Annotated in this window: 26 protein-coding genes; 15 read left to right on the top strand and 11 right to left on the bottom strand. The window is 60.7% G+C overall.

The window, feature by feature from the left end; all coding sequences use genetic code 11:
• Window positions 1-22: 22 nt before the first annotated feature.
• From queG to ACSQ3F_RS04480, 10 genes are all read left to right on the top strand, one after another.
• The gene (queG, locus tag ACSQ3F_RS04525; protein WP_436102038.1) at window positions 23-1,183 is read left to right on the top strand and encodes a tRNA epoxyqueuosine(34) reductase QueG; all 1,161 of its coding nucleotides are present in this window, start codon (window positions 23-25) and stop codon (window positions 1,181-1,183) included.
• Entirely contained in the window at window positions 1,183-2,055 is an 873-nt protein-coding gene (locus ACSQ3F_RS04520) for an SDR family oxidoreductase (protein WP_436099129.1), read from the top strand. The genes queG and ACSQ3F_RS04520 overlap by 1 nt, the downstream gene beginning before the upstream one ends.
• A gap of 489 nt (window positions 2,056-2,544) precedes the next feature.
• The gene (locus ACSQ3F_RS04515) at window positions 2,545-2,886 is read left to right on the top strand and encodes a septal ring lytic transglycosylase RlpA family protein (RefSeq protein ID WP_436102037.1); all 342 of its coding nucleotides are present in this window, start codon (window positions 2,545-2,547) and stop codon (window positions 2,884-2,886) included.
• 60 nt (window positions 2,887-2,946) lie between these two features.
• Window positions 2,947-3,069, top strand: a complete 123-nt coding sequence (locus tag ACSQ3F_RS04510) for a hypothetical protein (protein WP_436099128.1) — start codon at window positions 2,947-2,949, stop codon at window positions 3,067-3,069.
• 3 nt (window positions 3,070-3,072) lie between these two features.
• Complete coding sequence (locus tag ACSQ3F_RS04505) at window positions 3,073-4,362, top strand: RsmB/NOP family class I SAM-dependent RNA methyltransferase (RefSeq protein WP_436099127.1); 1,290 nt, start codon at window positions 3,073-3,075, stop codon at window positions 4,360-4,362.
• 235 nt (window positions 4,363-4,597) lie between these two features.
• The gene (locus ACSQ3F_RS04500; protein ID WP_436099126.1) at window positions 4,598-5,878 is read left to right on the top strand and encodes an imelysin family protein; all 1,281 of its coding nucleotides are present in this window, start codon (window positions 4,598-4,600) and stop codon (window positions 5,876-5,878) included.
• 311 nt (window positions 5,879-6,189) lie between these two features.
• Window positions 6,190-7,698, top strand: a complete 1,509-nt coding sequence (locus ACSQ3F_RS04495) for a di-heme oxidoredictase family protein (protein ID WP_436099125.1) — start codon at window positions 6,190-6,192, stop codon at window positions 7,696-7,698.
• A complete protein-coding gene (locus ACSQ3F_RS04490; RefSeq protein WP_436099124.1) occupies window positions 7,698-8,828 on the top strand; it encodes an imelysin family protein in 1,131 nt (376 codons plus the stop codon). The genes ACSQ3F_RS04495 and ACSQ3F_RS04490 overlap by 1 nt, the downstream gene beginning before the upstream one ends.
• Before the next feature lie 228 nt (window positions 8,829-9,056).
• Window positions 9,057-10,043 (top strand): magnesium transporter CorA family protein, encoded by a 987-nt coding sequence (locus ACSQ3F_RS04485; RefSeq protein ID WP_436099123.1) that lies wholly within the window; start codon window positions 9,057-9,059, stop codon window positions 10,041-10,043.
• 96 nt (window positions 10,044-10,139) lie between these two features.
• The gene (locus tag ACSQ3F_RS04480) at window positions 10,140-11,240 is read left to right on the top strand and encodes a DUF1513 domain-containing protein (RefSeq protein WP_436102036.1); all 1,101 of its coding nucleotides are present in this window, start codon (window positions 10,140-10,142) and stop codon (window positions 11,238-11,240) included.
• On the opposite strand, the gene ACSQ3F_RS04475 is transcribed toward ACSQ3F_RS04480, so the two are convergent.
• Complete coding sequence (locus tag ACSQ3F_RS04475; protein ID WP_436099122.1) at window positions 11,231-11,785, bottom strand: N-acetyltransferase family protein; 555 nt, start codon at window positions 11,783-11,785, stop codon at window positions 11,231-11,233. The genes ACSQ3F_RS04480 and ACSQ3F_RS04475 overlap by 10 nt on opposite strands.
• A 268-nt stretch (window positions 11,786-12,053) precedes the next feature.
• Here ACSQ3F_RS04475 and ACSQ3F_RS04470 point away from each other — a divergent pair, with 268 nt between their 5' ends.
• The 3 genes from ACSQ3F_RS04470 to guaA all read left to right on the top strand — a co-directional run bounded on the left by ACSQ3F_RS04470 (window position 12,054) and on the right by guaA (window position 14,746).
• Entirely contained in the window at window positions 12,054-12,440 is a 387-nt protein-coding gene (locus tag ACSQ3F_RS04470; protein WP_436102035.1) for a PaaI family thioesterase, read from the top strand.
• Window positions 12,437-13,075, top strand: coding sequence for a 5'-methylthioadenosine/S-adenosylhomocysteine nucleosidase (locus ACSQ3F_RS04465; protein WP_436099121.1), 639 nt, complete (start codon window positions 12,437-12,439; stop codon window positions 13,073-13,075). The genes ACSQ3F_RS04470 and ACSQ3F_RS04465 overlap by 4 nt, the downstream gene beginning before the upstream one ends.
• 108 nt (window positions 13,076-13,183) lie before the next feature.
• Complete coding sequence (gene guaA / locus ACSQ3F_RS04460) at window positions 13,184-14,746, top strand: glutamine-hydrolyzing GMP synthase (protein ID WP_436099120.1); 1,563 nt, start codon at window positions 13,184-13,186, stop codon at window positions 14,744-14,746.
• Between the two features lie 399 nt (window positions 14,747-15,145).
• On the opposite strand, the gene ACSQ3F_RS04455 is transcribed toward guaA, so the two are convergent.
• Both ACSQ3F_RS04455 and ACSQ3F_RS04450 read right to left on the bottom strand, forming a co-directional pair.
• On the bottom strand, window positions 15,146-15,910 hold the full coding sequence (locus ACSQ3F_RS04455) for a pirin family protein (RefSeq protein WP_436099119.1): 765 nt from the start codon (window positions 15,908-15,910) through the stop codon (window positions 15,146-15,148).
• Window positions 15,911-15,947: 37 nt separating this feature from the next.
• Window positions 15,948-16,541 (bottom strand): isochorismatase family protein, encoded by a 594-nt coding sequence (locus ACSQ3F_RS04450; protein WP_436099118.1) that lies wholly within the window; start codon window positions 16,539-16,541, stop codon window positions 15,948-15,950.
• A gap of 112 nt (window positions 16,542-16,653) precedes the next feature.
• On the opposite strand from ACSQ3F_RS04450, the gene ACSQ3F_RS04445 reads away from it, so the two are divergent.
• A complete protein-coding gene (locus tag ACSQ3F_RS04445) occupies window positions 16,654-17,559 on the top strand; it encodes a LysR family transcriptional regulator (RefSeq protein ID WP_436099117.1) in 906 nt (301 codons plus the stop codon).
• A gap of 300 nt (window positions 17,560-17,859) precedes the next feature.
• Here ACSQ3F_RS04445 and ACSQ3F_RS04440 read toward each other — a convergent pair whose 3' ends face one another.
• Genes ACSQ3F_RS04440 through ACSQ3F_RS04420 form a run of 5 tightly spaced genes read right to left on the bottom strand, consistent with a single transcriptional unit; the run spans window position 17,860 to window position 21,266 of the window.
• Window positions 17,860-18,507, bottom strand: a complete 648-nt coding sequence (locus tag ACSQ3F_RS04440; protein ID WP_436099116.1) for a hydrolase — start codon at window positions 18,505-18,507, stop codon at window positions 17,860-17,862.
• A 30-nt stretch (window positions 18,508-18,537) separates the two neighbouring features.
• Window positions 18,538-18,915 carry a nuclear transport factor 2 family protein gene (locus tag ACSQ3F_RS04435; RefSeq protein ID WP_436099115.1) on the bottom strand — a complete coding sequence of 126 codons (378 nt, stop codon included), beginning with the start codon at window positions 18,913-18,915 and terminating at the stop codon, window positions 18,538-18,540.
• The gene (locus tag ACSQ3F_RS04430; RefSeq protein WP_436099114.1) at window positions 18,912-19,571 is read right to left on the bottom strand and encodes a helix-turn-helix domain-containing protein; all 660 of its coding nucleotides are present in this window, start codon (window positions 19,569-19,571) and stop codon (window positions 18,912-18,914) included. Before ACSQ3F_RS04430 ends, ACSQ3F_RS04435 begins: the two co-directional genes overlap by 4 nt.
• A complete protein-coding gene (locus ACSQ3F_RS04425; RefSeq protein WP_436099113.1) occupies window positions 19,495-20,196 on the bottom strand; it encodes a hypothetical protein in 702 nt (233 codons plus the stop codon). Before ACSQ3F_RS04425 ends, ACSQ3F_RS04430 begins: the two co-directional genes overlap by 77 nt.
• Window positions 20,197-20,228: 32 nt before the next feature.
• Window positions 20,229-21,266 (bottom strand): LacI family DNA-binding transcriptional regulator, encoded by a 1,038-nt coding sequence (locus ACSQ3F_RS04420; RefSeq protein ID WP_436099112.1) that lies wholly within the window; start codon window positions 21,264-21,266, stop codon window positions 20,229-20,231.
• 110 nt (window positions 21,267-21,376) lie between these two features.
• Here ACSQ3F_RS04420 and ACSQ3F_RS04415 point away from each other — a divergent pair, with 110 nt between their 5' ends.
• Window positions 21,377-22,972, top strand: a complete 1,596-nt coding sequence (locus tag ACSQ3F_RS04415; protein ID WP_436099111.1) for a sugar porter family MFS transporter — start codon at window positions 21,377-21,379, stop codon at window positions 22,970-22,972.
• A 188-nt stretch (window positions 22,973-23,160) separates the two neighbouring features.
• On the opposite strand, the gene ACSQ3F_RS04410 is transcribed toward ACSQ3F_RS04415, so the two are convergent.
• The 3 genes from ACSQ3F_RS04410 to ACSQ3F_RS04400 form a co-directional block, all read right to left on the bottom strand.
• Window positions 23,161-23,667 carry an Hsp20/alpha crystallin family protein gene (locus ACSQ3F_RS04410; protein WP_436099110.1) on the bottom strand — a complete coding sequence of 169 codons (507 nt, stop codon included), beginning with the start codon at window positions 23,665-23,667 and terminating at the stop codon, window positions 23,161-23,163.
• 163 nt (window positions 23,668-23,830) lie between these two features.
• On the bottom strand, window positions 23,831-24,382 hold the full coding sequence (locus ACSQ3F_RS04405) for a methylated-DNA--[protein]-cysteine S-methyltransferase (protein ID WP_436099109.1): 552 nt from the start codon (window positions 24,380-24,382) through the stop codon (window positions 23,831-23,833).
• A 62-nt stretch (window positions 24,383-24,444) separates the two neighbouring features.
• On the bottom strand, window positions 24,445-24,579 hold the full coding sequence (locus tag ACSQ3F_RS04400; protein ID WP_436099108.1) for a hypothetical protein: 135 nt from the start codon (window positions 24,577-24,579) through the stop codon (window positions 24,445-24,447).
• Window positions 24,580-24,693: the final 114 nt, after the last annotated feature.

The following is a 24,693-nucleotide window of genomic DNA, read 5'->3' as shown; positions in this document are numbered from 1 at the left end:
GCGCCAGCGACAAGAGAGCCCCGTGCCCGGCGATGCGCTCCGGGCGGAAAAACTCGACAAGAGGCGCCGGGCGCTCACCAGCTTCCTCAAGGACGAGGCCCGTGACAAAGGTTTCGACGTCTGCCGCATAACGCGCCCGGACTCCATTCCGCAGGCACCGGAACGGCTCGCCGATTTTCTTGGCCAGGGTTATCACGGCACAATGGACTGGATGGCGGAGACGGCGGATCGCCGCGCCGATCCCCGTGCGCTGTGGAGCGATGTGCGCTCCGTCGTGCTCTTCGGCATGAATTATGGGCCTGAGGAGGACCCGCGCTCCATTCTCGAACGGTCCGATCGTGGGGCCATTTCGGTCTATGCACAGAACCGCGACTATCACGACGTCATCAAGGGCAAGCTCAAGGAGGTGGCGACGCGTTTTGCCGCGAGGGCGGGCGAAGACGTCAAGGTCTTCGTCGATACGGCGCCCGTCATGGAAAAGCCGCTGGCCGAACAGGCGGGGCTCGGCTGGCAGGGCAAGCACACCAATCTCGTCAGTCGCGAATTCGGCTCCTGGCTGTTTCTCGGCAGCCTGTTCACCACGGCCGACCTGCTGATTGACGAACCCGAGCGGGATCATTGCGGCTCGTGCCGCGCCTGCCTCGATGCCTGCCCGACCAATGCCTTTCCTGCACCCTACAAAATCGACGCGCGCCGCTGCATTTCCTATCTGACGATCGAGCACAAGGGGCCGATCGATCCGGCCCTGCGGCCTTTGATCGGCAATCGCATCTATGGCTGCGACGACTGTCTTGCCGTCTGTCCGTGGAACAAGTTCGCCGCCACAGCCTCCGAGATGAAACTGAAGGCGCGCGAAGATTTGAGGGCACCGCCATTGTCCTTCCTGTTGATGCTCGATGATGCTTCATTCCGTGCATTCTTCTCCGGCTCACCGGTCAAGCGCATCGGCCGCGACCGGTTCGTGCGCAACTGTCTGATCGCCGCCGGCAATTCCGGCGATGCGGGGCTGATTGATGTCTGCGCGACTTTGTCGAAGGATACGTCGCCAACGGTGCGCGGCATGGCGGTCTGGGCGCTTTCACGATTGATGAAGGCTGGCGATTTCTTGGATTTTGCGGCAAGACGGCAAGGCGAGACTGACGACGAGGTGCTCGCCGAATGGAAACTGGGAGGAGTTGTCTGATGCATGTTCTGATCCTGGGTGCCGGTTTTTCCGGCTCGGCCATTGCCAAGGCCTTTTTGCCCTTGGCGCAATCGGTCACTGGAACGACGCGGTCGGAAGACAAACTCGGCGGCCTTCGCGCGCTTGGCATCGATGCGCTTGTCTATGACGGCGTCAACATCTCGCCGGAACTCGCCACAGTGATGAAGCGGACGACGCACCTGATCCAGTCCATCGCGCCGGGCCGTGAGGGGGGTCCGATGATGCGCCCCGAAACGCCACCGCTTGCCGAACTGATGCCGAACCTGAAATGGGCAGGCTATCTCTCGACAGTCGGCGTCTATGGTGATCACGGCGGCGCATGGGTCACGGAGGAGACTTCATTGGAGCCGGTTTCCGCCCGCTCCGTGGAGCGTGTGGCAGCGGAGAAGGCCTGGCTTGCCTTTGGCCGCGATAGCAATATCCCGGTCGCGGTGCTGCGGCTTGCAGGTATCTACGGCCCCGGTCGCAATGCGTTCTGCAATCTCGAAGCCGGTACGGCCCGCCGCCTCATCAAGCCAAACCAGGTTTTCAACCGCATCCGGGTGGAGGATATCGCAGGCGCGGCACTCTTTCTGGCGGAGAAATCGATCGGTGGCATCTTTAACGTCACCGACAATGAGCCGGCGCCGCCGCAAGATATCGTTGCCGAGGCTGCACGGCTGATGGGTGTCAGCGCGCCGCCCGAAATCCCCTTCGAGGAGGCCGAACTATCTCCCATGGCGCGGTCGTTCTATGGCGAGAACAAACGGGTTTCAAATGCGCGCCTGCGCGATCTCGGCTTCGTCTTTCGGTTTCCAGACTATCGGATTTCGCTAGCGGAATTATGGAATGGCGGCCATTGGCGCGGATGATCTTTCAAGTATAAGCGATCATGGAAAGACTATGATCTATTCCGATACGTATAAGATTTAAACGCTGAAACATTGCTAATTTCCAGCGATTTTAATCTGAAAAATTGGCAAGAATATGAGTCTTTGCTCTTGCGTCGATATGCAACCTGAACGAGATATTACGATTTTTTAGCTTTCAAATCGACCAATTAAGGCGCTTTTAAAAAAATTGAATCATTTTTTATATCGCGGCCGGGGCTGGGAGCCCGCTGGCACGGCGTTTTCAGACTAACGCCTGATTTCAAAGCACTTCTGCGAGTATGTGACAGAATTTCAAAATTTCGCAGTTTTAATTTTTTGTAGATCGTCAATATTTCCTAATGCAACGTTAAAGGTTGAAGCACTTTTTCGCCATCTTTTCCCCCGACAAGCGGATACTTCGTAAGACTTAACTAATTTTCAAACGAAGGGGTCGTCGATTTGATCAAGATCAAATTCGCGTCTGCTGCAATGGCAGCTATTTTTGCCTTGGGGGCAACTCTTACATCGGTAACACCAAGCCACGCTGCAGGATCTGGCTGCGGCGGTGCATCCTGGTACGCGCTTTCCTCGCGCACCGCGTCCGGCGAACGGATGAACGCCAAATATCTGACGGCCGCTCATAGGAACCTCAAATTCGGCACCAAGGTCGCCGTCACCAACAAGCGTAATGGCAAGACGGTTGTCGTCCGCATCAACGACCGTGGTCCCTTCATTCGCGGCCGCGTCATCGATCTTTCCAAAGCTGCCGCCTCCCATATCGGCATGATCCGCTCGGGAACCGCCAGCATCTGCTATCGCGTCGTCAGCTGACGGCGAAAACGTGCCTGTCCGGAGTTTGTTCCGGCCGGGTTTGATCCGGCATGATCGGGAATGGCGCTTCTGCCTCCGGTATCGGCCACGACCTCGCATCTGGTCAGCAATCGTCACCTGCCGCCGCATCCCGGCTTGCTCTTGACGGCCATCACCGCTACCACGGCGGAAAATGGAGTTTGAAAGATGCGACTGGGTGGCAGGCTCGCCGGAGCCATAGAGGTTCTTGCCGATATTGAGGCGCGCAAGCGTCCCGTGGCCGACGCCCTCAAGGACTGGGGACTGGCGCACCGTTTTGCCGGATCCGGCGATCGCGCCGCAATCGGCAATATCGTCTACGACGCCCTGCGCATGAAACTCTCCCACGCCTGGCTGATGGACAGCGACAGCGCCACGGCGCTCGGCCATGCCGTCATGTTCCGCCAATGGGGCGTTTCCCCGGAACAATTGGCGGCCGAACTGGAGGGCGACAGGTTCGCCCCCGAACCCCTCACCGAAGAGATGAAGGCGGCTTTCGCCAGCCGCAAGCTGGAAGACGCCCCGCTCTATGTGCAGGGCGATATCCCGGAATGGGTGCAGCCGTCCTTCGAGGAAAATTTCTCCGAGGACTGGCTTGCCGAGGCAAAGGCGTTGGCGGGGCGTCCCGCTCTTGATCTGCGCGCCAACACGCTGAAGGCGTCCCGCGAGAAAGTGTTGAAGGCGCTGGAGCGTAGCGGCGTCGAGCCGACCGTGATCGCGCGGCAAGGCATTCGCGTGCAGGCGGGCGAGGGGCCGTCGCGGCTGCCCAATGTGACGGCCGAATTGTCATTCCAGAAAGGCTGGTTCGAGGTTCAGGACGAAGGATCGCAGATCGTCGCCGATCTCGTCATGCCGAAGGAAGGAGACCAGGTTCTCGATTATTGCGCCGGTGGCGGCGGCAAGACGCTGGCCATGGCGGCGGCCATGAACAACAAGGGCCAGGTGCATGCCTATGACACGGACCGCAAGCGTCTGGCGCCGATCATCGAACGGCTGAAGCGGGCAGGGACCCGAAATGTCCAGGTCCATGACCGTCTCGAAGGGCTGATGCCGCTTGCCGGCAAGTTCGACCGCGTTCTCGTCGATGCGCCCTGCACCGGCACCGGTACCTGGCGCCGCCGCCCGGACACGAAATGGCGATTGACGCAGAAGAATCTCGAGGAGCGCCTCTCGCAGCAGCAGGAGGCGCTAGCGGGCGCCGCACCTTTCGTGCGTCCCGGCGGCCGTCTCATCTACGTCACCTGTTCGGTGCTGCCCGAAGAAAACGAGGCGCAGGTCTACAGCTTCTGCGAGGACAATCCGGAATTCGAGATCCTGTCTGGCGCCGATGCCTGGGCAGGTCTGTTCGGCATTGACAAGCCGCAGCCCTGGTCGGCCGACATGAAGACCGTCACCCTGACCCCAGCCTCAACCAATACCGATGGCTTCTTCTTCTGCATGATGGGACGCAAGGCCTGAACGGCCTCTTCCATCCGGGAGAAAATCAGCTCTTCGCACACTTTGCGACGAGCGTCCCCCCATCCTGCTCACATTGAAAATGTTCCAAACTATACACTTTGACACAAGTTTAGTTTTGGTTCATGAAAACCGGGCTGAACAGCCACGTCCATATCTCGGTCCGCGCGGATTGCGCGACCGGGGCACCGGGCGGCGGGGACCACCGAATTCATCCGGAAAAATACCAGGAGAGGTCATGACCACATCATTCCTTCGCAGCGCCGCGCTGGCGTTTGCAACCGCAACATCGATGCTGGCGCTGCAGCCGGCTCAGGCCGCCACCGATGCCGCAGCCGTCGTCAAGCACTATGCCGACGTGGCTTATGCCAAATATTCGGACGCGCTTTCGACCGCCGAGGCGCTCGACAAGGCCGTCGATGCGCTGATCGCGGCGCCGAGCGAAGCGACACTGAAGGCCGCGCGCGAAGCCTGGCTAGCTGCCCGCAATCCCTATCAGGAAACTGAAGTCTACCGTTTCGGCAACCCGATCGTTGACGAGTGGGAAGGCAAGGTCAACGCCTGGCCGCTGGACGAAGGCCTCATCGATTACGTCGATCCGAGCTACGGCACGGAAAGCGATGAGAACGCGCTGTTCACCGCCAACGTCATCGCCAACAACACGATCAAGATCGACGGCAAGGATGTGGATGCAACCAACATCACGCCGGAATTCCTGTCGGGCACGCTGCAGGAAGCAGGCGGCATCGAGGCGAATGTCGCGACCGGCTACCATGCCATCGAATTCCTGCTCTGGGGCCAGGATTTGAACGGCACCGGCAAGGGCGCCGGCAACCGCTCCTTTACCGACTATGACACGAAGAATTGCACCAACGGCAATTGCGACCGCCGCGCCGCCTATCTGAAGGCCGCCAGCGACCTGCTCGTGTCCGACCTCAAGGACATGGTCGCCAGCTGGGCGCCGGATGGTGCGGCCACCAAAAATGTCGAGGGCGATGCCAAGGCCGGCATTGCGGCGATCCTGACCGGCATGGGCTCGCTGTCCTACGGCGAACTGGCGGGCGAACGCATGAAGCTCGGCCTCCTGCTGCACGATCCGGAAGAGGAGCATGACTGCTTCTCCGACAACACCTACAACTCGCATCTGCATGATGCGATCGGCATCCAGGCCGCCTATACCAGCGAATACACCAAGGTCGACGGCACCAAACTGACCGGTCCTTCGCTCTCTGAACTCGTTGCCGCCAAGGACCCGGCGCTCGACAAGGAAATGAAGGAAAAGCTGGCAGCGACCATCACCGCAATGGAAGCCATGGCAAAACGTGGCCAGACGGTCGAGGTGTACGACCAGATGATCGCCGAGGGCAACGCAGAGGGTAACGCCGTCGTCCAGGCCGCTATCGATGGCCTCGTCGCGCAGGCAAAGACAGTCGAGCGCGTCATTGCGTCGCTGGATCTCGGCACGATCGAGCTTGAAGGTTCAGACAGCCTGGATAATCCTAACGCTGTCTTCCAATGAGAAAGCAAAGGCGGGCCGCCGCTTCTGGTTTGCGGCCTGGTTTTTTCTGAATGCCTGTTTGGCTCGTCCAACGTGTGATTTTGCCGTCTGCCGCTGCACTTTTGCTAGCGGCGGGCGGCTTTTCCGTTTTTGGCGAGGAGGGGATGGCATCGAGGGCGGCATACCCCCCTCTGTCACTGCGTGACATCTCCCCCTCAAGGGGGGAGATTGGTTTCGAGCCAGCCGATATTTCGGGAAAAGGAACCACTAAAACTCCGCAGGTTGAGAAGGAGCGCGAGGTTGCCACATCGATCTCCCCCCTTGAGGGGGAGATGCCCGACAGGGCAGAGGGGGGTAATGCCTCCTCACACGCGGACGGTGCGGCAGAGCTTCCGACTTCCGCGACACGCGACGACCTTTCCGATACGGATCGTCGCCGTGTCCAGGCCGTAACCCGCCCCGCCACCAATTTTTCCAAAGCCGAAAAATTCGAGGCCATGGCCGGCGGCGGGGGCACGTCCATCGCCTCGGTCAATCAGGACAGCTTTTCGCAGTTCTCCGCCAATATCACCTTTGCCGAGGAAGGGACGTTCAAGCTCGGCAATGCGCTGTTTCGAAAACTCTGGGTCTCTTCACCCTCATCGACGCAGGCGTCGGATGGCCTCGGGCCGCTCTACAACGCCCGCGCCTGCCAGACCTGTCATTTGAAGGATGGGCGCGGGCACCCGCCGGAAGGGTCGGCGGACGCGACGTCAATGTTCCTGCGTCTTGCCCGCGTGCCGAAAACCGACGCCGAGCGGGCGGCGATTGCGGCCCACGAGGTTCTGAATTTCCCCGATCCTGTCTACGGCACGCAATTGCAGGATAGTGCGGTGCCCGGTCTTCCAGCGGAAGGCCATATGACGATCAGCTACACGGAGACCCCGGTGACCCTTGCGGGCGGAGAAACGGTTTCCCTGCGCAAGCCGCAGTATTCGATCGATAAACCTGGTTATGGTGCCCTCGACGAAACGACCACGCTGTCGCCGCGCGTGACGCAGGCGATGAGCGGGCTCGGGCTGGTCGAGGCGATCCACCCCGCCGATATCCTTACAAATGCCGATCCGGACGACAAGAACGGCGACGGCATAAGCGGCAAACCGGCGCTGGTGCGTGATCCCGTCTCCGGCCAACCCATCCTCGGTCGCTTTGGCTGGAAGGCGCAGAGCGCCACGGTGCGCCAGCAAGCTGCCGATGCCCTGGCCGGAGATATCGGCATCTCCTCGCCCGACGCCAAACGCAGCCACGGTGATTGCACGGCGGAGCAAGCCGCCTGTTTGGCCATGGCCGACGGCGTTCAGGCGCGGCTGGGTGATACCGAGGCGCCCGATCCCGTTCTCGATCTCATCACCTTCTACTCGGAAAACCTGGCGGTCCCCGCGCGGCGCAAGGCGAGTTTTGCGGAAACGCTGGCGGGCAAGAAGGTTTTCTATGAAACCGGCTGCATTTCCTGTCATGTGCCGAAATTCGTGACCCGCCGCGATGCTGCCAACAAGGCACATGCCTTCCAGCTGATCTGGCCCTATTCCGACTTCCTGCTGCATGACATGGGCGACGGCCTTGCCGACGGCCAGCAAGTGGGCGGAGCATCGGGCAGCGAATGGCGCACACCGCCGCTCTGGGGCATCGGACTGACGAAGACGGTGAGCGGGCACACGTTCTTCCTGCACGACGGACGCGCCCGCAATCTGACCGAAGCGATCCTCTGGCACGGCGGCGAGGCGGCAAAAGCCCGCGACCGGTTTGCCACACAGGAAAAAGCCGATAGACAAGCCCTGATCATCTTTCTGGAGTCTCTTTGATGCGCCACCGGCTTTCCCTGCTTCTCAGCCTCGGCCTCGCCTTCCTGTCGCTCCCCGCCATGGCTGAGGATGTGGATGAGGCCGCGTCGCCGCGTTCCGGGCTCAAGCTGGAGGCGGTGCCGGGCGTCATGCAGAAGGCCGTCGACGATTTCATCCGTCCCGGCTACCGCGATCTCATGGAGGGCACGGAATCGCTCGCCGCGGCCGCGCATGTGCTCTGCGAGAAGCCATCCGAGGAGACGCTCGGCGATGTGCAGATGACGTTCGACGAGGTGGTCCAGCAATGGTCGACGATCGAGATCGTCCGGGTCGGGCCGGTCATCGAAGGCAACCGGTTCGAGCGGTTCCTGTTTTTTCCGGATCGCAAGAGCACCGGCCTGAAACAGGTCCAGCGCATTCTTGCGACGAATGACGAAACGGCGACCTCGGCCGGGACCCTCAAGGGCAAGAGCGTTGCTGCGCAGGGTCTCGGCGCACTGGAGTATGTTCTCTACGGCACGGGCGCGGAGGTTCTGAGCTCGGAAAAGAACGGGTTCCGCTGCCGCTACGGCGTGGCGATCGCCGACAATCTGAAATCCGTTGCCGCCGAACTTCATGCCGAATGGGAAAAGCCGGACGGTATCCAGGCCGCCTGGAAGACGCCCGGCCCGGACAATCCGGTCTATCGCGACGGCAAGGAAGCGGCGACCGAACTGCTCGGCATTCTCGTCCATGGCGTCGAAAGCATCAGGGACCAGCGCCTGCGGCCGTTCTATGCCGGCATCATCAAAGGCATGCCGGACAAGGGGCATCCGAAGCTGGCGATCTACTGGCGCTCCGGCAACACCATGCCGGCGCTCTCGGCGAATTTCATGGCGCTGCAGACGCTGTTCAACACAGCCGATATGCAGGCGCTGCTGCCCGATGACAAGCGTTACATGGTGCGCGCGATCAACTATGTCCTGCAGGCCATTGTCGACGATGCCGACCAGATCGATCTGCCGATCGACGAGGCCATCGAAGACGAGGAACAACGCGACAGGCTGAACCGTATCCTGCAGAATACCAACGACGCTCTCCAGCGGCTCAATCTCGATTTCGGCGGCGCCATCGGGCTGGGCGCGGGGTTCTCCTTCGCCGACGGCGACTGAACGCCGCGCCCCAACCGTGGCGGGCCTGCAAGCTATTGAAACAAGTTGACAAAAGCAGGTCACAGGTGCAAAGCGTCATCTGTGTTCCACGCGCGAACACGGCCAAACAAGGATCAACGGATCATGAACCCCGACAGTCGAAGTACCGCTTCGATTTTGCCGACCGTCAGACCCTGACAGCAAGGGGTCCGCTGGCGGTCGACAGACTTGCCAGATTGGAAGCCCGATATGCTGCGCATCTACCAAAGCCAGAACAATCAGTTTGCCCTGCTTGACGCCATGGAACTGGCTGAAACCACGCCTGTCGTGTGGTTCGACCTGTTCAATCCCGCTCAGGACGAGACCCGCATCGTCGAACAGCATCTCGGTATTGAAATCCCGACGCGGGACGAAATGCAGGAGATCGAACTTTCCGACCGTCTCTACCAAGAGGACGGCGCCGAGTTCATGACCATGACCGCGGCGACGGAGCTCGACGGTGATAACCCCGTCAAGGTGCCGGTCACGTTCATCCTGAAGGGATCGACATTGGTCACGGTTCGCCATGCCGATCCGAAGCCGTTTCATCTCTATGCTGCGCGCATGCAGCGCCCCAACGGCGTTTCCTGCGAGAGCGGTGAACTGGCCATGCTGGGGCTTCTGGAAGCGATGATTGACCGCACGGCCGATGCGCTTGAGCGTATTGGCAACGAGGTCGACGGCATCTCGCGGGAGGTGTTCCGCAAGAACAATTCCAGCGTCACGAAGAAGACCCGCGACCTGCAGTCGCTGATCGAGCAGATCGGTCAGAAAGGCGATTTCCTGAGCGTCATCCGCGAAAGCCTCGTCAGTGTCGGCCGGCTTGTTGCTTATCACACGGCACTCGACGGGATCGGCACCCGCAAGGCGATCAAGGAAAGCCGCCAGCGGGTCAAGCTGATCCAGCGCGATGCGACCTCGCTTGGTGACCACGCACTCTTTCTGTCGAACAAGATCAACTTCCTGCTCGATGCGACCCTGGGGCTGATCAATCTGGAGCAGAACCAGATCATCAAGATATTCTCCGTCGCGGCCGTCGTCTTCCTGCCGCCGACCTTGGTGGCTTCGATCTACGGCATGAATTTCGATGCCATGCCGGAGCTGAAGTTCCAGTTCGGCTATCCGGTAGCGCTGTTGATGATGGTCCTGTCGGCCTACCTGCCCTTCCTCTATTTCAAGCGGCGGGGCTGGCTTTAGAGCAATAGTCCGATAGGCGGCAAAAGAGTGTCGCGTCGGTGCGTGGCACCATTTCGAACTGGCAGCATTCTCATGAACCTTAATCCCTACAGATCCATGGGTTTGATCGACCGCCGAGCCTTTCTTACAATGGCAGGTGCGGCTTGGGCGGCGGCGCTTGCACCGCGGGCTGCTTTCGCGCTTTCGCGCACGGATGCCGTCTATGCCTCCGGCTTCAAGGCGGCGGATGGCTCCTATGGCGTGGCGACGCTGACGGAGGAGGGGGAGATCATCGCGCGCGAGCCGCTGCCGGCCCGTGCCCACGGCATGACCTATTCGCCGATCACCAACCGGGCGGTCGCCTTTGCCCGCCGGCCCGGCACCTATGCGATGATCTTTGCGCCGGATAACAGCATGGAGCCGATCGTCATCACCTCGGTCGAGGGGCGGCATTTTTACGGCCATGGCTGCTTTTCGGCCGATGGTCGGCTGCTTTATGCGACGGAGAATGATTTCGCCGGCAATCGCGGCATGATCGGCGTCTATGACGGCACGAACAATTTTGCCCGCCTCGGCGAATTTCCGTCGCATGGCATCGGCCCGCACGACATGACCCTTTCTGGTGATGGCCGGATGCTCGTCGTCGCCAATGGCGGCATCGAAACGCATCCGGATTTCGGCCGCACCAAGCTCAATCTCGACCACATGGAGCCTTCGCTGGCGCTGGTCGACACGCAAACGGGCGCGCTGATCGAGCGGCATGCCATGCCGGATAACCTGCGTCAGCTGTCGACCCGGCATGTCGATATTGATGCCGACGGCCGGATCTGGTTCGCCTGCCAATATGAGGGCGCTCGCAACGAACTGCCACCGCTTGCTGGCTCCTTCGCGCGCGGCGAGGACATCCGCTTTCTCGCGTTGCCGGAGAAGACGACGCTCGCGCTCGCCAATTACGTCGGGGCCATAGCGGTGAACCGGCAAGACGGGCTGGTGGGTCTGACGTCGCCCAAGGGCGGCACGGCGGTGATGGTGGATGCGAAAACCCGTCAAGTCGTCAGGCAGGACAGCCTCGCCGATGCGGCCGGCATCGCTGCCGCCGCACATGGCTTCATCGCGTCATCCTACGGCGGCCAGTTCGGTGATGCGCAGAGCAAGGTCGCCTGGGACCAGCACATCGTCGGGGTCGGGAAGCTCGGAAATCGGGTGGTTCACGATTGACCACCGGCCCGTCGGAATAAGGCATCAATATCCTCCCAGAGATAGGCGACCTGTTCATAACTCTGGTCTCCGACCCCGATCCGGCTCGTTCCGATCGCTTTCGCGCCAAGCCGTTCATAAAACTGCCGGTTGGGATTGCCGGCGAGAACCCAGGCAAACAGGGACTTAGCCCCTTGCCCGGCGCATTGTGCTGCCACCGACCGCACCAAGGCGGCGCCAATGCCGGCCTTCTGATGCTCGCTGCGGATATAGAGCGCGTAAAGTTCATGAATATGCGCTGGAACGCGGCCGCGCGGCGGGCCGAAATTGGCGAAGCCGACGATGTTGCTTGTGGCAGGCTCGACGGCGACGAGATAATAGACATCCGGCACGCCCATCCGCCGCGCGAGGCGAATGGCCTCATCCTCGCGCGACATGCCGTCGAGAAAGGCATCGGTCAGCAGCCCGCGAAATGTCGAGCGCCAGGTATCGACCAGCACCCCGGCGATCGCGAAGATATCGTCGCCGGTGCCTGGCCGTATCTCGAAGGGCCTGTGTTCATCCATGCAATCGATATGGGGATTGCATGGCCTATTTTCATGCCTGCGCCGGTTTGCGCTCTTGTTCGTGCCCCATCTCGCCTGGATCGTCCTTCGCCCCTTTGCTCAACGCATCGATTTTCCTCTTGAACTGAGCTTGTCCTTGTTTTTCCGCCATGCGACTGTCTGTCCGCCGGGATATCTCGGCGCAAGACCCAATATCCGCGCAGACGATTGAGAGCACACAGTGGAATTTCGCGACCGCATCCGCAACAGTTTCGGCAGGCAGGCCGCCATGGCGACGATCGGCGCCGAGCTGACGCGGGTCGAGCAGGGTACGGTCGAGATCGAGCTTCCTTTCGACGCGAAACTGACGCAGCAGCACGGTTTCCTGCATGCCGGCATCATTTCGGCGGCGCTCGATGCCGCCTGCACCTATGCCGCCTATTCGGTCATCGATCCGGATGCGTCGATCCTCACGATCGAGTTCAAGGTCAACTTGATGTCGCCGGGCAGGGGAGAGCGGTTCCTGTTTCGCGGCCAGGTGACGAAGCCCGGCACAACGATCATCGTCTCCGACGGCCGCGGTTATGCGCTTTCCGCCGATGGACCAGCCAAGCTGATCGCCTCGATGACCGGCACGATGATGGTGATCCGCGGACGCGAGGGAATTGAGGGATGACATTCGAACTGAAGCATGTGGCGGGTAAGACGCTGCTCTACGTCATGGCCGTCGATGCGGAATATGGCGTGCATCTGCGCGAGCGCATTTCGCCGCTGATGACCGGCGTCGGTCCGGTCGAGGCCGCCGTGACGCTGACCCGAACGCTCGCCGAATTACAGCGACGCGACAATCAGCCAGACCTCGTCGTTTCGCTCGGCTCCGCCGGCTCGGCCCGGCTCGAACAGACCGAAGTTTATCAGGCGATCTCGGTTGCCTATCGCGACATGGATGCCTCGCCGCTCGGCTTTGAGAAGGGCGCGACACCGTTTCTCGACCTGCCCGTCAGTGTCGATCTGCCGCTGCGCATTCCCGCCGTGAAGAAAGCGAGCCTTTCCACCGGAGCCAATATCGTTTCCGGCACGACCTATGAGACGATCGCCGCTGATATGGTCGAGATGGAGACTTTCGCCATCCTGCGCGCCTGCCAGTCCTTCGGCATCCCGCTCATCGGCCTGCGCGGTATTTCCGACGGCAAGGCAGAGCTGAAGCATGTCGACGATTGGATCGAATATCTGCACGTGATCGACGAGAAGCTCGCCGCCGCCATCGATGCGCTGGAAAATGCCGTCGAAACCGGCCACGTCGCCGTCTGAAGCCGCAAAATTGTCGGGGTGCAATGTAATCATTGCGCTTGCGGCCGCCTTTATTTAAAGGCTCGCCATAGTTCCCCTCAGATGATCCCAAGCCAGCGGAAGCGCGTCATGACAGCGACAGTCCATCCCGATACCGTTCTCATCATCGATTTCGGCAGCCAGGTCACGCAGCTGATCGCCCGCCGCGTCCGCGAAACCGGCGTCTACTGCGAGATCGTGCCCTTCCAGTCCGCCGACGAAGGCTTCAAGCGGCTGAACCCGAAGGCGATCATCCTGTCCGGCAGCCCGGCCTCGACGCTCGATATCGGCTCGCCGCGCGCGCCGCAGGTGGTGTTCGACAGCGGCCTTCCGGTCCTCGGCATCTGCTACGGTCAGCAGACCATGTGCGAACAGCTGGGCGGCAAGGTCGAGGCCGGCCATCACCGCGAATTCGGCCGCGCCTTCATCGAGATCGACAAGGAATGCGCGCTTTACGACGGCATCTGGACCGTCGGCTCCCGCCATCAGGTCTGGATGAGCCATGGCGACCGCGTGACAGCGATCCCGGCCGGCTTCGAAGTCGTCGCCACCTCGCCGAATGCGCCCTTCGCTTTCATCGCCAACGAGGCGCGAAAGTTCTACGCGGTGCAATTTCACCCGGAAGTCGTGCACACGCCGGATGGCGCCAAGCTGCTTGCCAATTTCGTCAATAAGATCGCCGGCCTCAAGGGCGACTGGTCGATGGCCGCCTATCGCGACAAGGCCATTGCCGAAATCCGCAAGCAAGTGGGCGACAAGCGCGTCATCTGCGGTCTGTCCGGCGGCGTCGATAGCTCGGTCGCCGCTCTCCTGATCCACGAGGCAGTCGGCGATCAGCTGACCTGCATTCTCGTCGACCACGGCCTGATGCGCAAGAACGAGGCGGCCGACGTTGTTGCCATGTTCAAGGAGCACTACAACCTGCATCTCGTGCACGTCGATGCATCGGACCTCTTCATCAATGCGCTGGAAGGCGAGAGCGATCCGGAAACCAAGCGCAAGACCATCGGTCGCCTGTTCATCGATGTGTTCGAAGCGGAAGCCAAGAAGATCGGCGGCGCCGAGTTTCTCGCGCAGGGCACGCTCTATCCGGATGTGATCGAAAGCGTCTCCTTCACCGGCGGCCCTTCGGTCACCATCAAGTCGCACCACAATGTCGGCGGCTTGCCGGCGCGCATGAACATGCAGCTGGTCGAGCCACTGCGCGAACTGTTCAAGGACGAAGTCCGCGTCCTCGGCAAGGAACTCGGCCTGCCGGACAGCTTCATCGGCCGCCATCCCTTCCCGGGTCCGGGTCTCGCCATCCGCTGCCCCGGCGGCATCACCCGCGAAAAACTCGAAATCCTGCGCGAAGCCGACGCGATCTATCTCGACGAAATCCGCAAGGCCGGCCTCTACGACGCCATCTGGCAGGCCTTCGCCGTGCTCCTGCCGGTCCAGACCGTCGGTGTGATGGGCGACGGCCGCACCTACGAATTCGTCTGCGCGCTGCGCGCCGTGACCTCGGTCGACGGCATGACCGCGGATTTCTACCACTACGACATGGAATTCCTCGGCCGCGCCGCCACCCGCATCATCAACGAAGTCCGCGGCATCAATCGCGTCGTCTACGACGTCACAAGCAAGCCGCCGGGTACGATCGAGTGGGAGTGAGGGGTAAACGGCGGCAATGGCGTAGGTTCGGCGGGTTATCGCCCTCCGCTACTGCATAATTCCTTAAATCGGAATCGATTTAAGGATAAAATTATGCAGCAGTTTCAAAGTGCTACAGCGTCCTTTGCGCGTCATATTTGACGCGCGGCGCTGTAGTGTGCCCCGTGATTTGCCTTTGATCGCCTCCAGCGCGTCTTCCAAACAACGTGCAAGCCTAAAACGCGGCTGACCGTGCAAGCAAAACGCCTTCAGCGACGCGTAGGGCTACTGCATAATTCCTTAAATCGGAGTCGATTTAAGGATAAAATTATGCAGCATTTCAAAGTGTTACAGCTTTGCGCGTCTGAAAAGACGCGCGGCGCTGTAAAGCGTAGTGTAGCATGGGCGGGTCTTCGACGGTCACCCGCTCATCGTGCCTGTGCGGGAAAAAGGAGCCTGTCGGTCGACCAAGAAGAGGACCAGGTCCGCCTCCCGGCTCGCCGTCACTTCAAACGCGGTTTGGTCGGCGCTGATCGTCAACGCAGTATGCGTTTCGGCTTGTTTGTCTCCAACCGATACCGCGCCGCGGAAAACATACAGCCAGCGATCGAACCCCGGAACCGTCGGCAGGCCGATGCTCCCACCTGCCGACAGGTGGGTATCGTAGAGGTAAATGGCCTGGCGGACAAAGCTCGGTGCCGCCGAGCCAACCGGCCCCGCGAGAAGCCGCCAGCGATCGATGCTCTCGGTTTTGTCGAGGCTGACAAACTGGACCCCTGCATCCATATTGGCGGCTTCGGGCCGCACGAAGATCTGAAGCATCTCGATCGGATCGTCCCCGAGCACCGCTTCTTCATGCGAGAAACCTGCCCCGGCGTTCATCACCATCAGACGATCGGGCGAGATGACCTCGCTCCGACCGGCTGAATCCGTGTGCTGCATGCGGCCCGCGCGCATATAGCTGATGATCTCATCGTTGCGATGCTCATGCATCCTGACCACGAGGCCGGGTTGCAGTCGGGCGTGGTCGATGAGGCCCAGCCCGCCGAAGCCTGCATCATCCGTGCGTCCAAGCGAGATACCGGGCCGGATGCGGCGGAGTTGAAACGGGCCCTGCGCCCTTACCAGATGGGTATCCGGCGCGACCACGCCAAATCCCCCGATGGCGGCTGCTTTTACGGTCATGTTCTTTGCTCCTGGCTTCGCGCGGACTGGATATCGGTTACGACTGGATGGGCGGAAGAACCTCGGTGAACAGCAACTGGATAAGCTGTTGGCCTTGAGGCGTGCCCCAGTTCTGGGCAAGTTCCGCGATCATGGTGTTGGTTGCGGTCAAAACGACGCCGGCGTCCTGCATGCGGCGGCGCGACATGTCCTCGGAAAGCTCGAACGGCGATCCCGAAGCATCCATGACGGCCTGCACGTTATAACCCTCGGTAACCGCGTCGATCGCCGGGAAGACGAGGCATACGTCGGTCGTCACGCCGGCCATGATCAGGTTTTTCCGCCCCGTCGCCTCGACCGCCGCCTTGAAGTTGGCGTCGGTCCAGGCGTTGACGATGCCTTCGCGCTTGACGCGCTTTTCGAAAGCCTCAGGCAGAATGTCCTTCAACTCCGGCAACAAAGGTCCCTGCAGCCGGTCTTCCTGGCTGGAGGTCAGCACGGTCGGGATGCCAAGGATGCTGGCGGTCTTTGCCAGCGCAAGCGACATGCGCCTGGCCTGCTCGACATCGATGTTCTTGATGAGCTGCATCGTACCGATCTGATGGTCGATCAGCAGCAGCGCCGAGTTCTCGGGGGTGAATGTCGTGGTCATGGCTAATCTCCTGTGCTCGCTGTGAGCGTCATTGCTCGTCTTGGAAGGTGGATCTGGAACGAAGCCTTGGGGAGGCTTGATATTTGTCATCGTTATGTTCCATAAGTGGAACATGAAGACATTTGGCGACTTTGACGGACTCGCGCTGTTTATCCGCATCGCACAAGCTGGCGGGCTGGCCTCGGCCGAACGCGCGACGGGTATCCCGAAGGCCACGCTCTCGCGCCGGCTATCAGCGCTGGAAGAGACCCTGAACGTCCGGCTTGCGCGCCGGACAAAGAAGGGAGTGGTACTGACCGAACAGGGGCAGCAACTCTTCGTGCGAGGCCAGACCGCCTTCATGCTGGCTGAGCAGGCTGTTGCCGAGGTTCAGGATGACCGCGTCGCACTGTCGGGCATAGTTCGCTTGTCGCTTCCCCCCGACATGGCGACCGCGGTTCTTGCCCCTGCCCTGATCGGCTTCAAGACCAGATATCCCGACGTCACAATAGAGATGACGCTTGCGGATCGCAGGGTGTCGCTCATCGAAGAAGGATACGATCTCGTCGTACGTATGGGACCGGTTGCGGACTCCGAACTTAGGTTCAGGAAAATTGCCGATTTGCCGCGCGCGCTGGTCGCGAGCCCCGCCTTTCTCGCAGTTCATTCCGATCTTAGCACGCCCCAGGACCTGGAAATGCTGCCAGCTCTCGCGATCCGCCGCGATCTGGTCGAATGGGATCTGAAAGATGCTCACGGGACACGCGCTATCGTACGTCCCAGGATCGGCTTTGCCGCAAACCGCCAGACCATTCTTGTCGACGCCGCCCGCGCTGGTCTCGGCATCGCCATTCTGCCCGAGTTCCTGATCGAGGATGCCGTAGCAACCGGCGCGCTCGTTCCCGTCCTGCCTGATTGGGAGCCGTCACCCGTAGAGATGACCGCATTGTGGCAAAGGGACAGGATCACAGGACGCCTGATCAAGGCCATCGTCGGAGCATTTGAGGAAGCGTTGTCTACCAAACCTACCGAGGTCTAACCGCCTTGCTCGGCGGAGTGAGCTTCTGCATAAGGAAGGAAAAATAAGCTCTCCCGAGGTGAAGTTTGGTGGTGACACGACGATTTGCCTCGACCCATTCCGGAATTGGCCAACCTCATGGCCGGATATTCCCTGGAATTGGACCTGCAAGACCAGTGGCTTTGTCCATTCGCCATTTACCTGGAGAATCTACGCCAAGTGCAACATGGGCGAGCTGCGCCGACCGGCTGTTGCCCGCGAGCGGACCGGTCAGCGACAGGCAGTACCCGATGCGAATTGGCGATGAAGCGGAAGGCATGATCAGAGACCCGCTCCAGCGCGCCCGGCGAGAAGCTGCAGTTCCCAGGCCAAGGCGACACCGCTGGCGCCGCCATGTTCGAGAACGACGCCCGCGACACCAGCCGCCGTCTCCTCGCGTGCCCAATCACGCTGCCATTCGCCGAGCACGGCAAGCCAGGTGATCGGCACCGCACCGGCGGCGACCATGCGGCGCACGGCCATGTCATGGGCTTCCGCCGTGACGCCACCAGAGGCATCGGTCACGATAAAGACGTCATATCCCTCGGCGAGCGCCTGGATCGCCGGCATGGCGAGGCAGATCTCTGTGTAGAGCGCGGCCAGCACGAGCTGCTTGCGCCCGCTCTTCTTCACGATATCGACGACTTTAGGATCTTCCCAGGTATTGATGAAGGTGCGATCGATCGGCTTCTGGTCCGGAAAGACATCCTGAAGCCCCTTGATGATATAGCCACCGCGCTCCTCGATCACCGTGGTCAGGATCGTCGGTACGTTGAAGACCTTCGCCGTCTTGGCGAGGCCGATGACGTTGTTGACGATCATCGTCGGATCGTGGCTGTTGAGGTTGGTGAACTGGTACGGCTGATGGTCGATCAGCACGAGGATGCTGTCTTCGGGACGCAGGAGGGCGTCGAGACCGGTCTTGGGCATGGGAACTCCTTGGGATACGCAGGTGGCGGCTCAGGCGCCGATGGGGTCGATAAAGACATGGAGGGTTTGGATGCGGTCGCCTTCAATCCGGACAACATCGGTTCCGGTCACGGCTACGGGGCCGTCCGGCGGCCAGGATTGCCAGCGCAGCCGCCCGACACCGTGGTGGCCGACGGCAGGGCCAGTCGCGGTGAAGCCGAAGTTTGGCGGCAGGCTCGACAATAGCGCATCCACCGCCCGATTGATGGCGGCATGGCCGGTAACCGAGGCTTCCGGCTCGTGGAGCACGGCGTCTTCGGCATAGAGCTCCGCGATGGCGTTCATCCGGCGGGAGGTGTCTCGCTCGCCGAACACCCGCGCAAGGTTCGCCTGCATGAGGCCGTCATAGTTGATAAATTCTGCGATCATCTTCCGCCTTCCGGGGGCATGGGTTCCGGAAGACGAGTGTCGTCAAACGCAACGGCTTCGCCCGCCTGTCCGGTCGAGCGAATGTTGCCTTGCCAGTTTGCGGAAGACACTGTTCGATTCTGCGATTTCCAGTCCGAATCCGCTACGGGATCGCGATCAGTTTTTCCGGTCGCGTCGCCACGCGGCCGGTGTGCTCCGGTGAATTTCCGGAATGTCCGCCCGAAATGGACCGCGTCGGCAAATCCGGTGGCCTCGGCCACCTGGTCGAGCGAGGCGCGGGTATCGATCAGCAGAGCCTGCGCGCGCCGAACGCGCGCGTCGAGTTGCCAACGATAGGGCGCCATCCCGGTCGAGGCCTTGAACGCCCGGCTGAAGTGCGACTGTGACAGGCCCGCCAGCGCCGCCAGGTCCGCTAGGTCGATGCGCTGAGGGAGGTGCGCGTCGAGATACTCGACGATACGCCGAAGTTGCCAGGGAGCCAGGCCCTTGCCATCCGCACCGGGCTCCGTGGGAAGAGCCGCGCCGCGATCGCGGCGGTCAGCCCGTCGCCATAGAGCTGCGTCGACGGATCGGGGTCGTTCACCGCGTCGGAGAGCAGCTTGACCAGGTCCAGATGCGATCGTCGGAGAACCGTAGCCGTGGCGTCGCGGTCGCATCGGCGTCGAATTCGGTGGCCAGCCGCTCGCCCAGCACTGCAAGATCAAAGGTCAGGGTGGCGTCCTTCACGAAGCGGATGTCGGCGCTGTAGCCCCACACTTCCATGCCGGCTGGTGCGAAGTCCATGTGCCTGGGGGTATAGCCGATGGGGCAGGGCTGGTTCTCGCGCAGGCGCGGTTCGCAGGGACTGCCGACCTCTTCCAGCAGGGCGACGAGGCGGGTGTCCGTCTCATGGCGAAATTGGTGTGCCACCCTGCCGGAGCAATGCCATTCGTTGACGTCGACACACACACCGTTCCAAGCTCGCTGCGATACCTGCAAGCTCAGAGCGTTTTCGGGCAGGAGTGTCACTGCGTCGGCGCGGGTGAGCATGGATGAATACTCCGGCTGTCGGGAAGAAGCCACATCACCCGTTTGTAGTCGAAAAAATCGAAACCTTAAACGGGTACGGCAGTCGAATTCGCGTGCAGGCCATTTTGCGAATTGGGTGCCGCTGACGGCAAGGCCAGATACTGCCACGGCAAAAACAACAACACCGTCCGAGTCATTGAGGCAAGCGGAAAAGCAGTTCGACCGCTTTGGAAAAATCATAAGGTCGAGCTGGGCAAGCCTGGCGATCACCAAGACCGTTGCCTTCGCGCACGAGGCGCATCGTCTTATTCTACAATGTTCTCCGGGCTGTAGACGGTGAAGGGTAAGCTCGGGTGGTGGGCCGGTTTTGTCCGCGGCGCTCCGGCAAATCCTACCCGCTCGAGAGCCATCTCCAGAGCAAGACGCGCCTGTTTTTCGGGGTTCTGGTCGATCGCCAGCGCCATGAGGCGCGAGTTCAGCAACTCCCGGGTTACATCGGTAAGCTCGTGGCCGACAAACAGGGGGCGATCATTGCGTGTCAAGCTTTTAATGGCCGCCGCTACGCCTCTGTTTCCCCCTCCAACGTTATAAATCGCCACCGTGTCCGGGTGCCGGGCCAAAGCGGGACGAAGGAGCAGTTCTGAGAAGACGTGGTCGTCGCGCCCCTCCAATATTTCGGAAATGTGGAGGCTCCGCGCAGAACCGTCGAGAAACTCCTTGAAGCCTCGCAATCGCGCAGCGTGGGCCTGGAAGCCGAGGTGATTGCAAAGGACAAGGATGGACCCCTCCTTGCGGACCATGCTCTCGACGAAATAACCGGCCGTCCGTCCCGCTTTGTGGTGGTCGATTCCGGCATAGGCAAGCCGCAGGGATCGGGGCAGATCAGAGATGATGGTGACGGTCGGTATACCTTTGGCGGCAATCGAGCCGATCGCGCGATGTATGGCGTCGTGCTCCTGGGTATAGACGATAACTGCGTCGCACTGGGTCCGTCGAAGAGCGTGAGCCATGGTTTCGGGTCTCTCGTCTGCCACAATGGTCTGCTGGACGACAACCGAACGGCCCATGCTCGCTGGTAACTTGCGAAACTCGTCACTCATGCGGGCAACAAGCGGGATTTCGGGGCGAGCCAGCAACAGTTCTACCCGGACGATCTTCTGATGAGCGCTGGGAAGGATTCGGTTGATCTGCAGCGCTCGAGCCGCTTCGAGGACCTTATGGGCCGTCTTGACGCTGACATTTCCTCGCTCGTTGAGCACCCGGTCCACCGTCGCAACGCCGACACCTGCCAGCTTTGCCACGTGGTCGAGCCTTACACGCTGATGTTTTCGGTCTTTTCCCATAGTCGCAGCTATCCTGAAAAACTGGGCGATTCCCCGTGGTGGTTTTGTTCTATGAGTTCAATACACGTAGAACGTTCATGTCATCAATAGGGAGAATCTTCCGTAAGTGATTGAAAACAATCAATATTTTACGAACATTTATTCCAAATGTCTATATGGTTGGAATGCTTGTTTCGATGAGCCGCCACCCGAGGAGTGGTGTCACGTTCGATCTCTCTGCGCCAATCATGCGCGGACGGGACCTGTCAAACAGGAGGAGAAGTCAATTGACTCATATTGCGAGACTTAACACGCCTTTGCCGGCGGATGCGCCTGGGCCGCATACCGCGCGCCTCGGCCTGATCTGCGTCATAGCGACCTTTGGCGGCCTGTTGTTCGGCTACGATACCGGCGTGATCAACGGCGCGCTGGAACCGATGAAGGCAGATCTGGGACTTTCCCCCGCCAAGGAAGGCTTCGTGGTCAGCATTCTGATCTTCGGCGCTGCGATCGGGGCTCTCGTCGGCGGCCAGCTTGCCGACAAGTACGGGCGTCGTCAAAACATACTGATGCTTTCACTTATCTTCATCGTTGGTACGCTTGGCTGCGTGCTTTCGCCGAACTGGCAGGTTCTGGGTTTCTTCCGCTTTGTGCTGGGACTTGCTGTGGGCGGGGCCTCGGCAACCGTGCCGATCTACCTGGCCGAAGTCTCGCCCTACGAGCGGCGCGGCAGTTTGGTCAGCCGAAACGAGGTGATGATCGTCTCCGGGCAGTTTGCAGCCTTCGTCATCAACGCAATCATCTTCAATCTGTGGGGTGGGAACGACAGTGTGTGGCGCTACATGCTGGTTATCGCGGTCCTCCCGGCAATTGCCCTGCTGATTGGCATGCTGCGCATGCCGGAGAGCCCACGCTGGCTGTCGTCGCAGAACCGCGACAAGGAAGCACTTGCTGTTCTCAAGCAGATCCGCACGCCGGCACGGGCCGAGGCGGAGATGGCCGAAGTGCGCAGGCTGGCCGCAGAGGAAAAGGACGAGCGGATGGGGGGCTGGGCCGATCTTCGCACGCCCTGGATTCGCCGCCTCCTTTTCATCGGGATGGGGCTTGGCATTTTCCAGCAACTGACCGGCATTAACTCGATCATGTACTACGGCACCCAATTGCTGCAGGATGCCGGCTTTTCCAGCGGAGGGGCGATCATCGCCAACACCTTCAATGGGCTCTTCAGTGTGCTGGGAATTGCGTGCGGTCTCCTTGTGATGAACAAGATCGACAGGCGCGTCATGTTGTTGGGCGGCTTCGCCTTGACGACCACCTGCCATCTGCTGATCGGGCTCACAGCCCTCATGATGCCGGACGTCGGCCTCAAGCCATATGTCATCCTGCTCTTCGTGGTGGGGTTCGTGTTTTCGATGCAAGGCACGATCGGCCCGCTCGTTTGGCTGCTGCTTGCGGAGATGTTCCCGCTTAAGATCCGCAGCTTTGCGATGGGGGTTTGCGTGTTTATGCTTTGGATGGCCAATGCCGTCGTCGCGTTCGCATTTCCCCCGATCGTTCAAACACTCGGCATAGCACCATCGTTCTTCATCTTTGCCATTCTGGGTGTGTTCGCACTGATCTTCATCGCGACCATGGTGCCGGAAACTCGAGGGAAGACATTGGAGGAGTTCGAGGACGAAGTTCGTGCGAAATATGCCGAGGAAGCGGGCGAGCCGGCGCTGACATAATGCGCAAGGAAACCGCGGCCAGCGCCGCGGTTCCCTCACCGAGGTCGTCGAGAAGGACATCGGCGGCCGCAGACGCCGCCACGATTGTTTCAACAGCTATTTACTGTTGAGGCTATTGCGAACTGGATTGGTCATGGCCCAGCGCCGGGCGCACCATGACGCGCCCGGTTGGCTTGCCAAGATCGGGTTCAATTGTTGCTGTTGATCGCAATCCGCTTGGCACTCGCCTGCGCTTTTGCGGTCTTCGGCAGCACTACCATAAGAACACCGTTCTTGAATGTCGCCGCGACTTTGTCCTCTTCAATTTCGTGGCCGAGAGCGAGGCGTCGTTCAAAGCGTCCGTAGTAGCGCTCGCTGAATTGGCGATCCTTGTCCTCGGTTTCCGATTTCCTTTCGCCGCGAAGTGTCAGCACGCCATCGTCCAGCATGACCTCGATGTCCTTCTCTTCGAGGCCGGGCACTTCCGCGATGACGCGTATTTCCTTTTCGTTCTCCGCGACTTCAACAGTCGGCCAGGTGCCGTTGCGCGTCATCATCTGGCCAAATGCCGAAGGCATGTCGAAGCCACGCAAGGCTTCGTCGAACAGACGGTCGACGTTGCGGTGCAGCAACTGGAACGGATCCAGGTCGCCGCCGCGATAGACGCTTGGAGCCCGGTTGCCACGGTTCCATGGAATCAAATCACGTACACTCATTGTCCTTCCTTTCTGCTTTGCGACAGTGGTGGGCAATGTGGTAAACGGAATTTAAGCCGCTACGTTCCCTTCGATCCGCCTTGAAACGTTTTTTTTGTCTGCATCGGCGACGAGGGCGGCGACTGATGACGGCGAAGCGTTCCGCATGCGCAGATGCGCGCGATCACAGCCCGAGTGATTGCTGTGCCGGCACTGGCGGTCCGAGATGGACGCCTTCCAGTTCGAGCATATGGACCTTGGCCGTGGCGCCGCCGGGGGCCGAAAAACCGCCCACCTTGCCGCCGGCAGCGAGCACCCGATGACATGGGATGATCAAAGGCACTGGATTCTTTGCCATGGCCTGGCCGACATCGCGTGCGGCTTCGGGCCCGGCGCCCAGTTCCTTTGCCAAGGTGCCATAGGTGGTCGTACAACCCCAGCCGACGCGGCGCAGGGCGGCATAGATCTGCTTGAAGAATTCATCCTGCCCATCGAGATCGAGCCGGACGTTTGAAAAATCGATCTTTTCGCCGTTGAAATAGCGTTTCGCGGCGGCGATGGCATCACTCACTTCCAGCGTTGGTGCCGTGCGCTCGGCGTCAGGCACGCGGCGCAGGAGATTTCGCGTCGCTGCCTCGGCGCTGCGTGTCGGCAGTTGAAAACGCACGATGCCGACGCTGTTCCAGGCGATGCCGCAGTAACCGCCGGCGGTTTCGAAGACCTGATATTGCGCCATGCCATCGCTCCTTCAGTTCGTTCCCGCCGAGCGGGTCATGGTATTCGAGCGACCGGCGAACATCACGCCGTGACGCTTTCTCGTCTGCCCTCCATCGCCAACAGAAATCGCTTGGCGTCCAGCCCGCCGGCGAAACCGTGCAACTGGCCAATCGCGAGCACGCTTCCCAGACTTTTTTCTGGAAAGATATAGGCCATTTAATCCTCTTCCAGTTTCGGCGTAGATGCCACCCGTTTCTTGCATCGCCCGATATCGGTGACGAAGCCGAGCCGCTCTGCTGCCCGGCGAAAATCAACGTTTTTCCAATAAAT

It is taken from the genome of Pararhizobium sp. LjRoot238 (assembly GCF_964252955.1).
GTDB lineage: Bacteria > Pseudomonadota > Alphaproteobacteria > Rhizobiales > Rhizobiaceae > Pararhizobium.
This window is presented reverse-complemented; position numbering and strand designations above follow the sequence as displayed.

Excerpts from the sequence above, each read along its gene's own strand:
- ACSQ3F_RS04520 (WP_436099129.1), top strand. The coding sequence starts at position 1,183 with ATGCATGTTCTGATCCTGGGTGCCGGTTTTTCCGGCTCGGCCATTGCC.
- ACSQ3F_RS04515 (WP_436102037.1), top strand. The coding sequence starts at position 2,545 with ATGGCAGCTATTTTTGCCTTGGGGGCAACTCTTACATCGGTAACACCA.
- ACSQ3F_RS04510 (WP_436099128.1), top strand. The coding sequence starts at position 2,947 with ATGGCGCTTCTGCCTCCGGTATCGGCCACGACCTCGCATCTGGTCAGC.
- ACSQ3F_RS04505 (WP_436099127.1), top strand. The coding sequence starts at position 3,073 with ATGCGACTGGGTGGCAGGCTCGCCGGAGCCATAGAGGTTCTTGCCGAT.
- ACSQ3F_RS04500 (WP_436099126.1), top strand. The coding sequence starts at position 4,598 with ATGACCACATCATTCCTTCGCAGCGCCGCGCTGGCGTTTGCAACCGCA.
- ACSQ3F_RS04495 (WP_436099125.1), top strand. The coding sequence starts at position 6,190 with ATGCCCGACAGGGCAGAGGGGGGTAATGCCTCCTCACACGCGGACGGT.
- ACSQ3F_RS04490 (WP_436099124.1), top strand. The coding sequence starts at position 7,698 with ATGCGCCACCGGCTTTCCCTGCTTCTCAGCCTCGGCCTCGCCTTCCTG.
- ACSQ3F_RS04485 (WP_436099123.1), top strand. The coding sequence starts at position 9,057 with ATGCTGCGCATCTACCAAAGCCAGAACAATCAGTTTGCCCTGCTTGAC.
- ACSQ3F_RS04480 (WP_436102036.1), top strand. The coding sequence starts at position 10,140 with ATGGGTTTGATCGACCGCCGAGCCTTTCTTACAATGGCAGGTGCGGCT.
- ACSQ3F_RS04475 (WP_436099122.1), bottom strand. The coding sequence starts at position 11,785 with ATGGATGAACACAGGCCCTTCGAGATACGGCCAGGCACCGGCGACGAT.
- ACSQ3F_RS04470 (WP_436102035.1), top strand. The coding sequence starts at position 12,054 with ATGGCGACGATCGGCGCCGAGCTGACGCGGGTCGAGCAGGGTACGGTC.
- ACSQ3F_RS04465 (WP_436099121.1), top strand. The coding sequence starts at position 12,437 with ATGACATTCGAACTGAAGCATGTGGCGGGTAAGACGCTGCTCTACGTC.
- guaA (WP_436099120.1), top strand. The coding sequence starts at position 13,184 with ATGACAGCGACAGTCCATCCCGATACCGTTCTCATCATCGATTTCGGC.
- ACSQ3F_RS04455 (WP_436099119.1), bottom strand. The coding sequence starts at position 15,910 with ATGACCGTAAAAGCAGCCGCCATCGGGGGATTTGGCGTGGTCGCGCCG.
- ACSQ3F_RS04450 (WP_436099118.1), bottom strand. The coding sequence starts at position 16,541 with ATGACCACGACATTCACCCCCGAGAACTCGGCGCTGCTGCTGATCGAC.
- ACSQ3F_RS04445 (WP_436099117.1), top strand. The coding sequence starts at position 16,654 with ATGAAGACATTTGGCGACTTTGACGGACTCGCGCTGTTTATCCGCATC.
- ACSQ3F_RS04440 (WP_436099116.1), bottom strand. The coding sequence starts at position 18,507 with ATGCCCAAGACCGGTCTCGACGCCCTCCTGCGTCCCGAAGACAGCATC.
- ACSQ3F_RS04435 (WP_436099115.1), bottom strand. The coding sequence starts at position 18,915 with ATGATCGCAGAATTTATCAACTATGACGGCCTCATGCAGGCGAACCTT.
- ACSQ3F_RS04430 (WP_436099114.1), bottom strand. The coding sequence starts at position 19,571 with ATGCGACCGCGACGCCACGGCTACGGTTCTCCGACGATCGCATCTGGA.
- ACSQ3F_RS04420 (WP_436099112.1), bottom strand. The coding sequence starts at position 21,266 with ATGGGAAAAGACCGAAAACATCAGCGTGTAAGGCTCGACCACGTGGCA.
- ACSQ3F_RS04410 (WP_436099110.1), bottom strand. The coding sequence starts at position 23,667 with ATGAGTGTACGTGATTTGATTCCATGGAACCGTGGCAACCGGGCTCCA.
- ACSQ3F_RS04405 (WP_436099109.1), bottom strand. The coding sequence starts at position 24,382 with ATGGCGCAATATCAGGTCTTCGAAACCGCCGGCGGTTACTGCGGCATC.
- ACSQ3F_RS04400 (WP_436099108.1), bottom strand. The coding sequence starts at position 24,579 with ATGGCCTATATCTTTCCAGAAAAAAGTCTGGGAAGCGTGCTCGCGATT.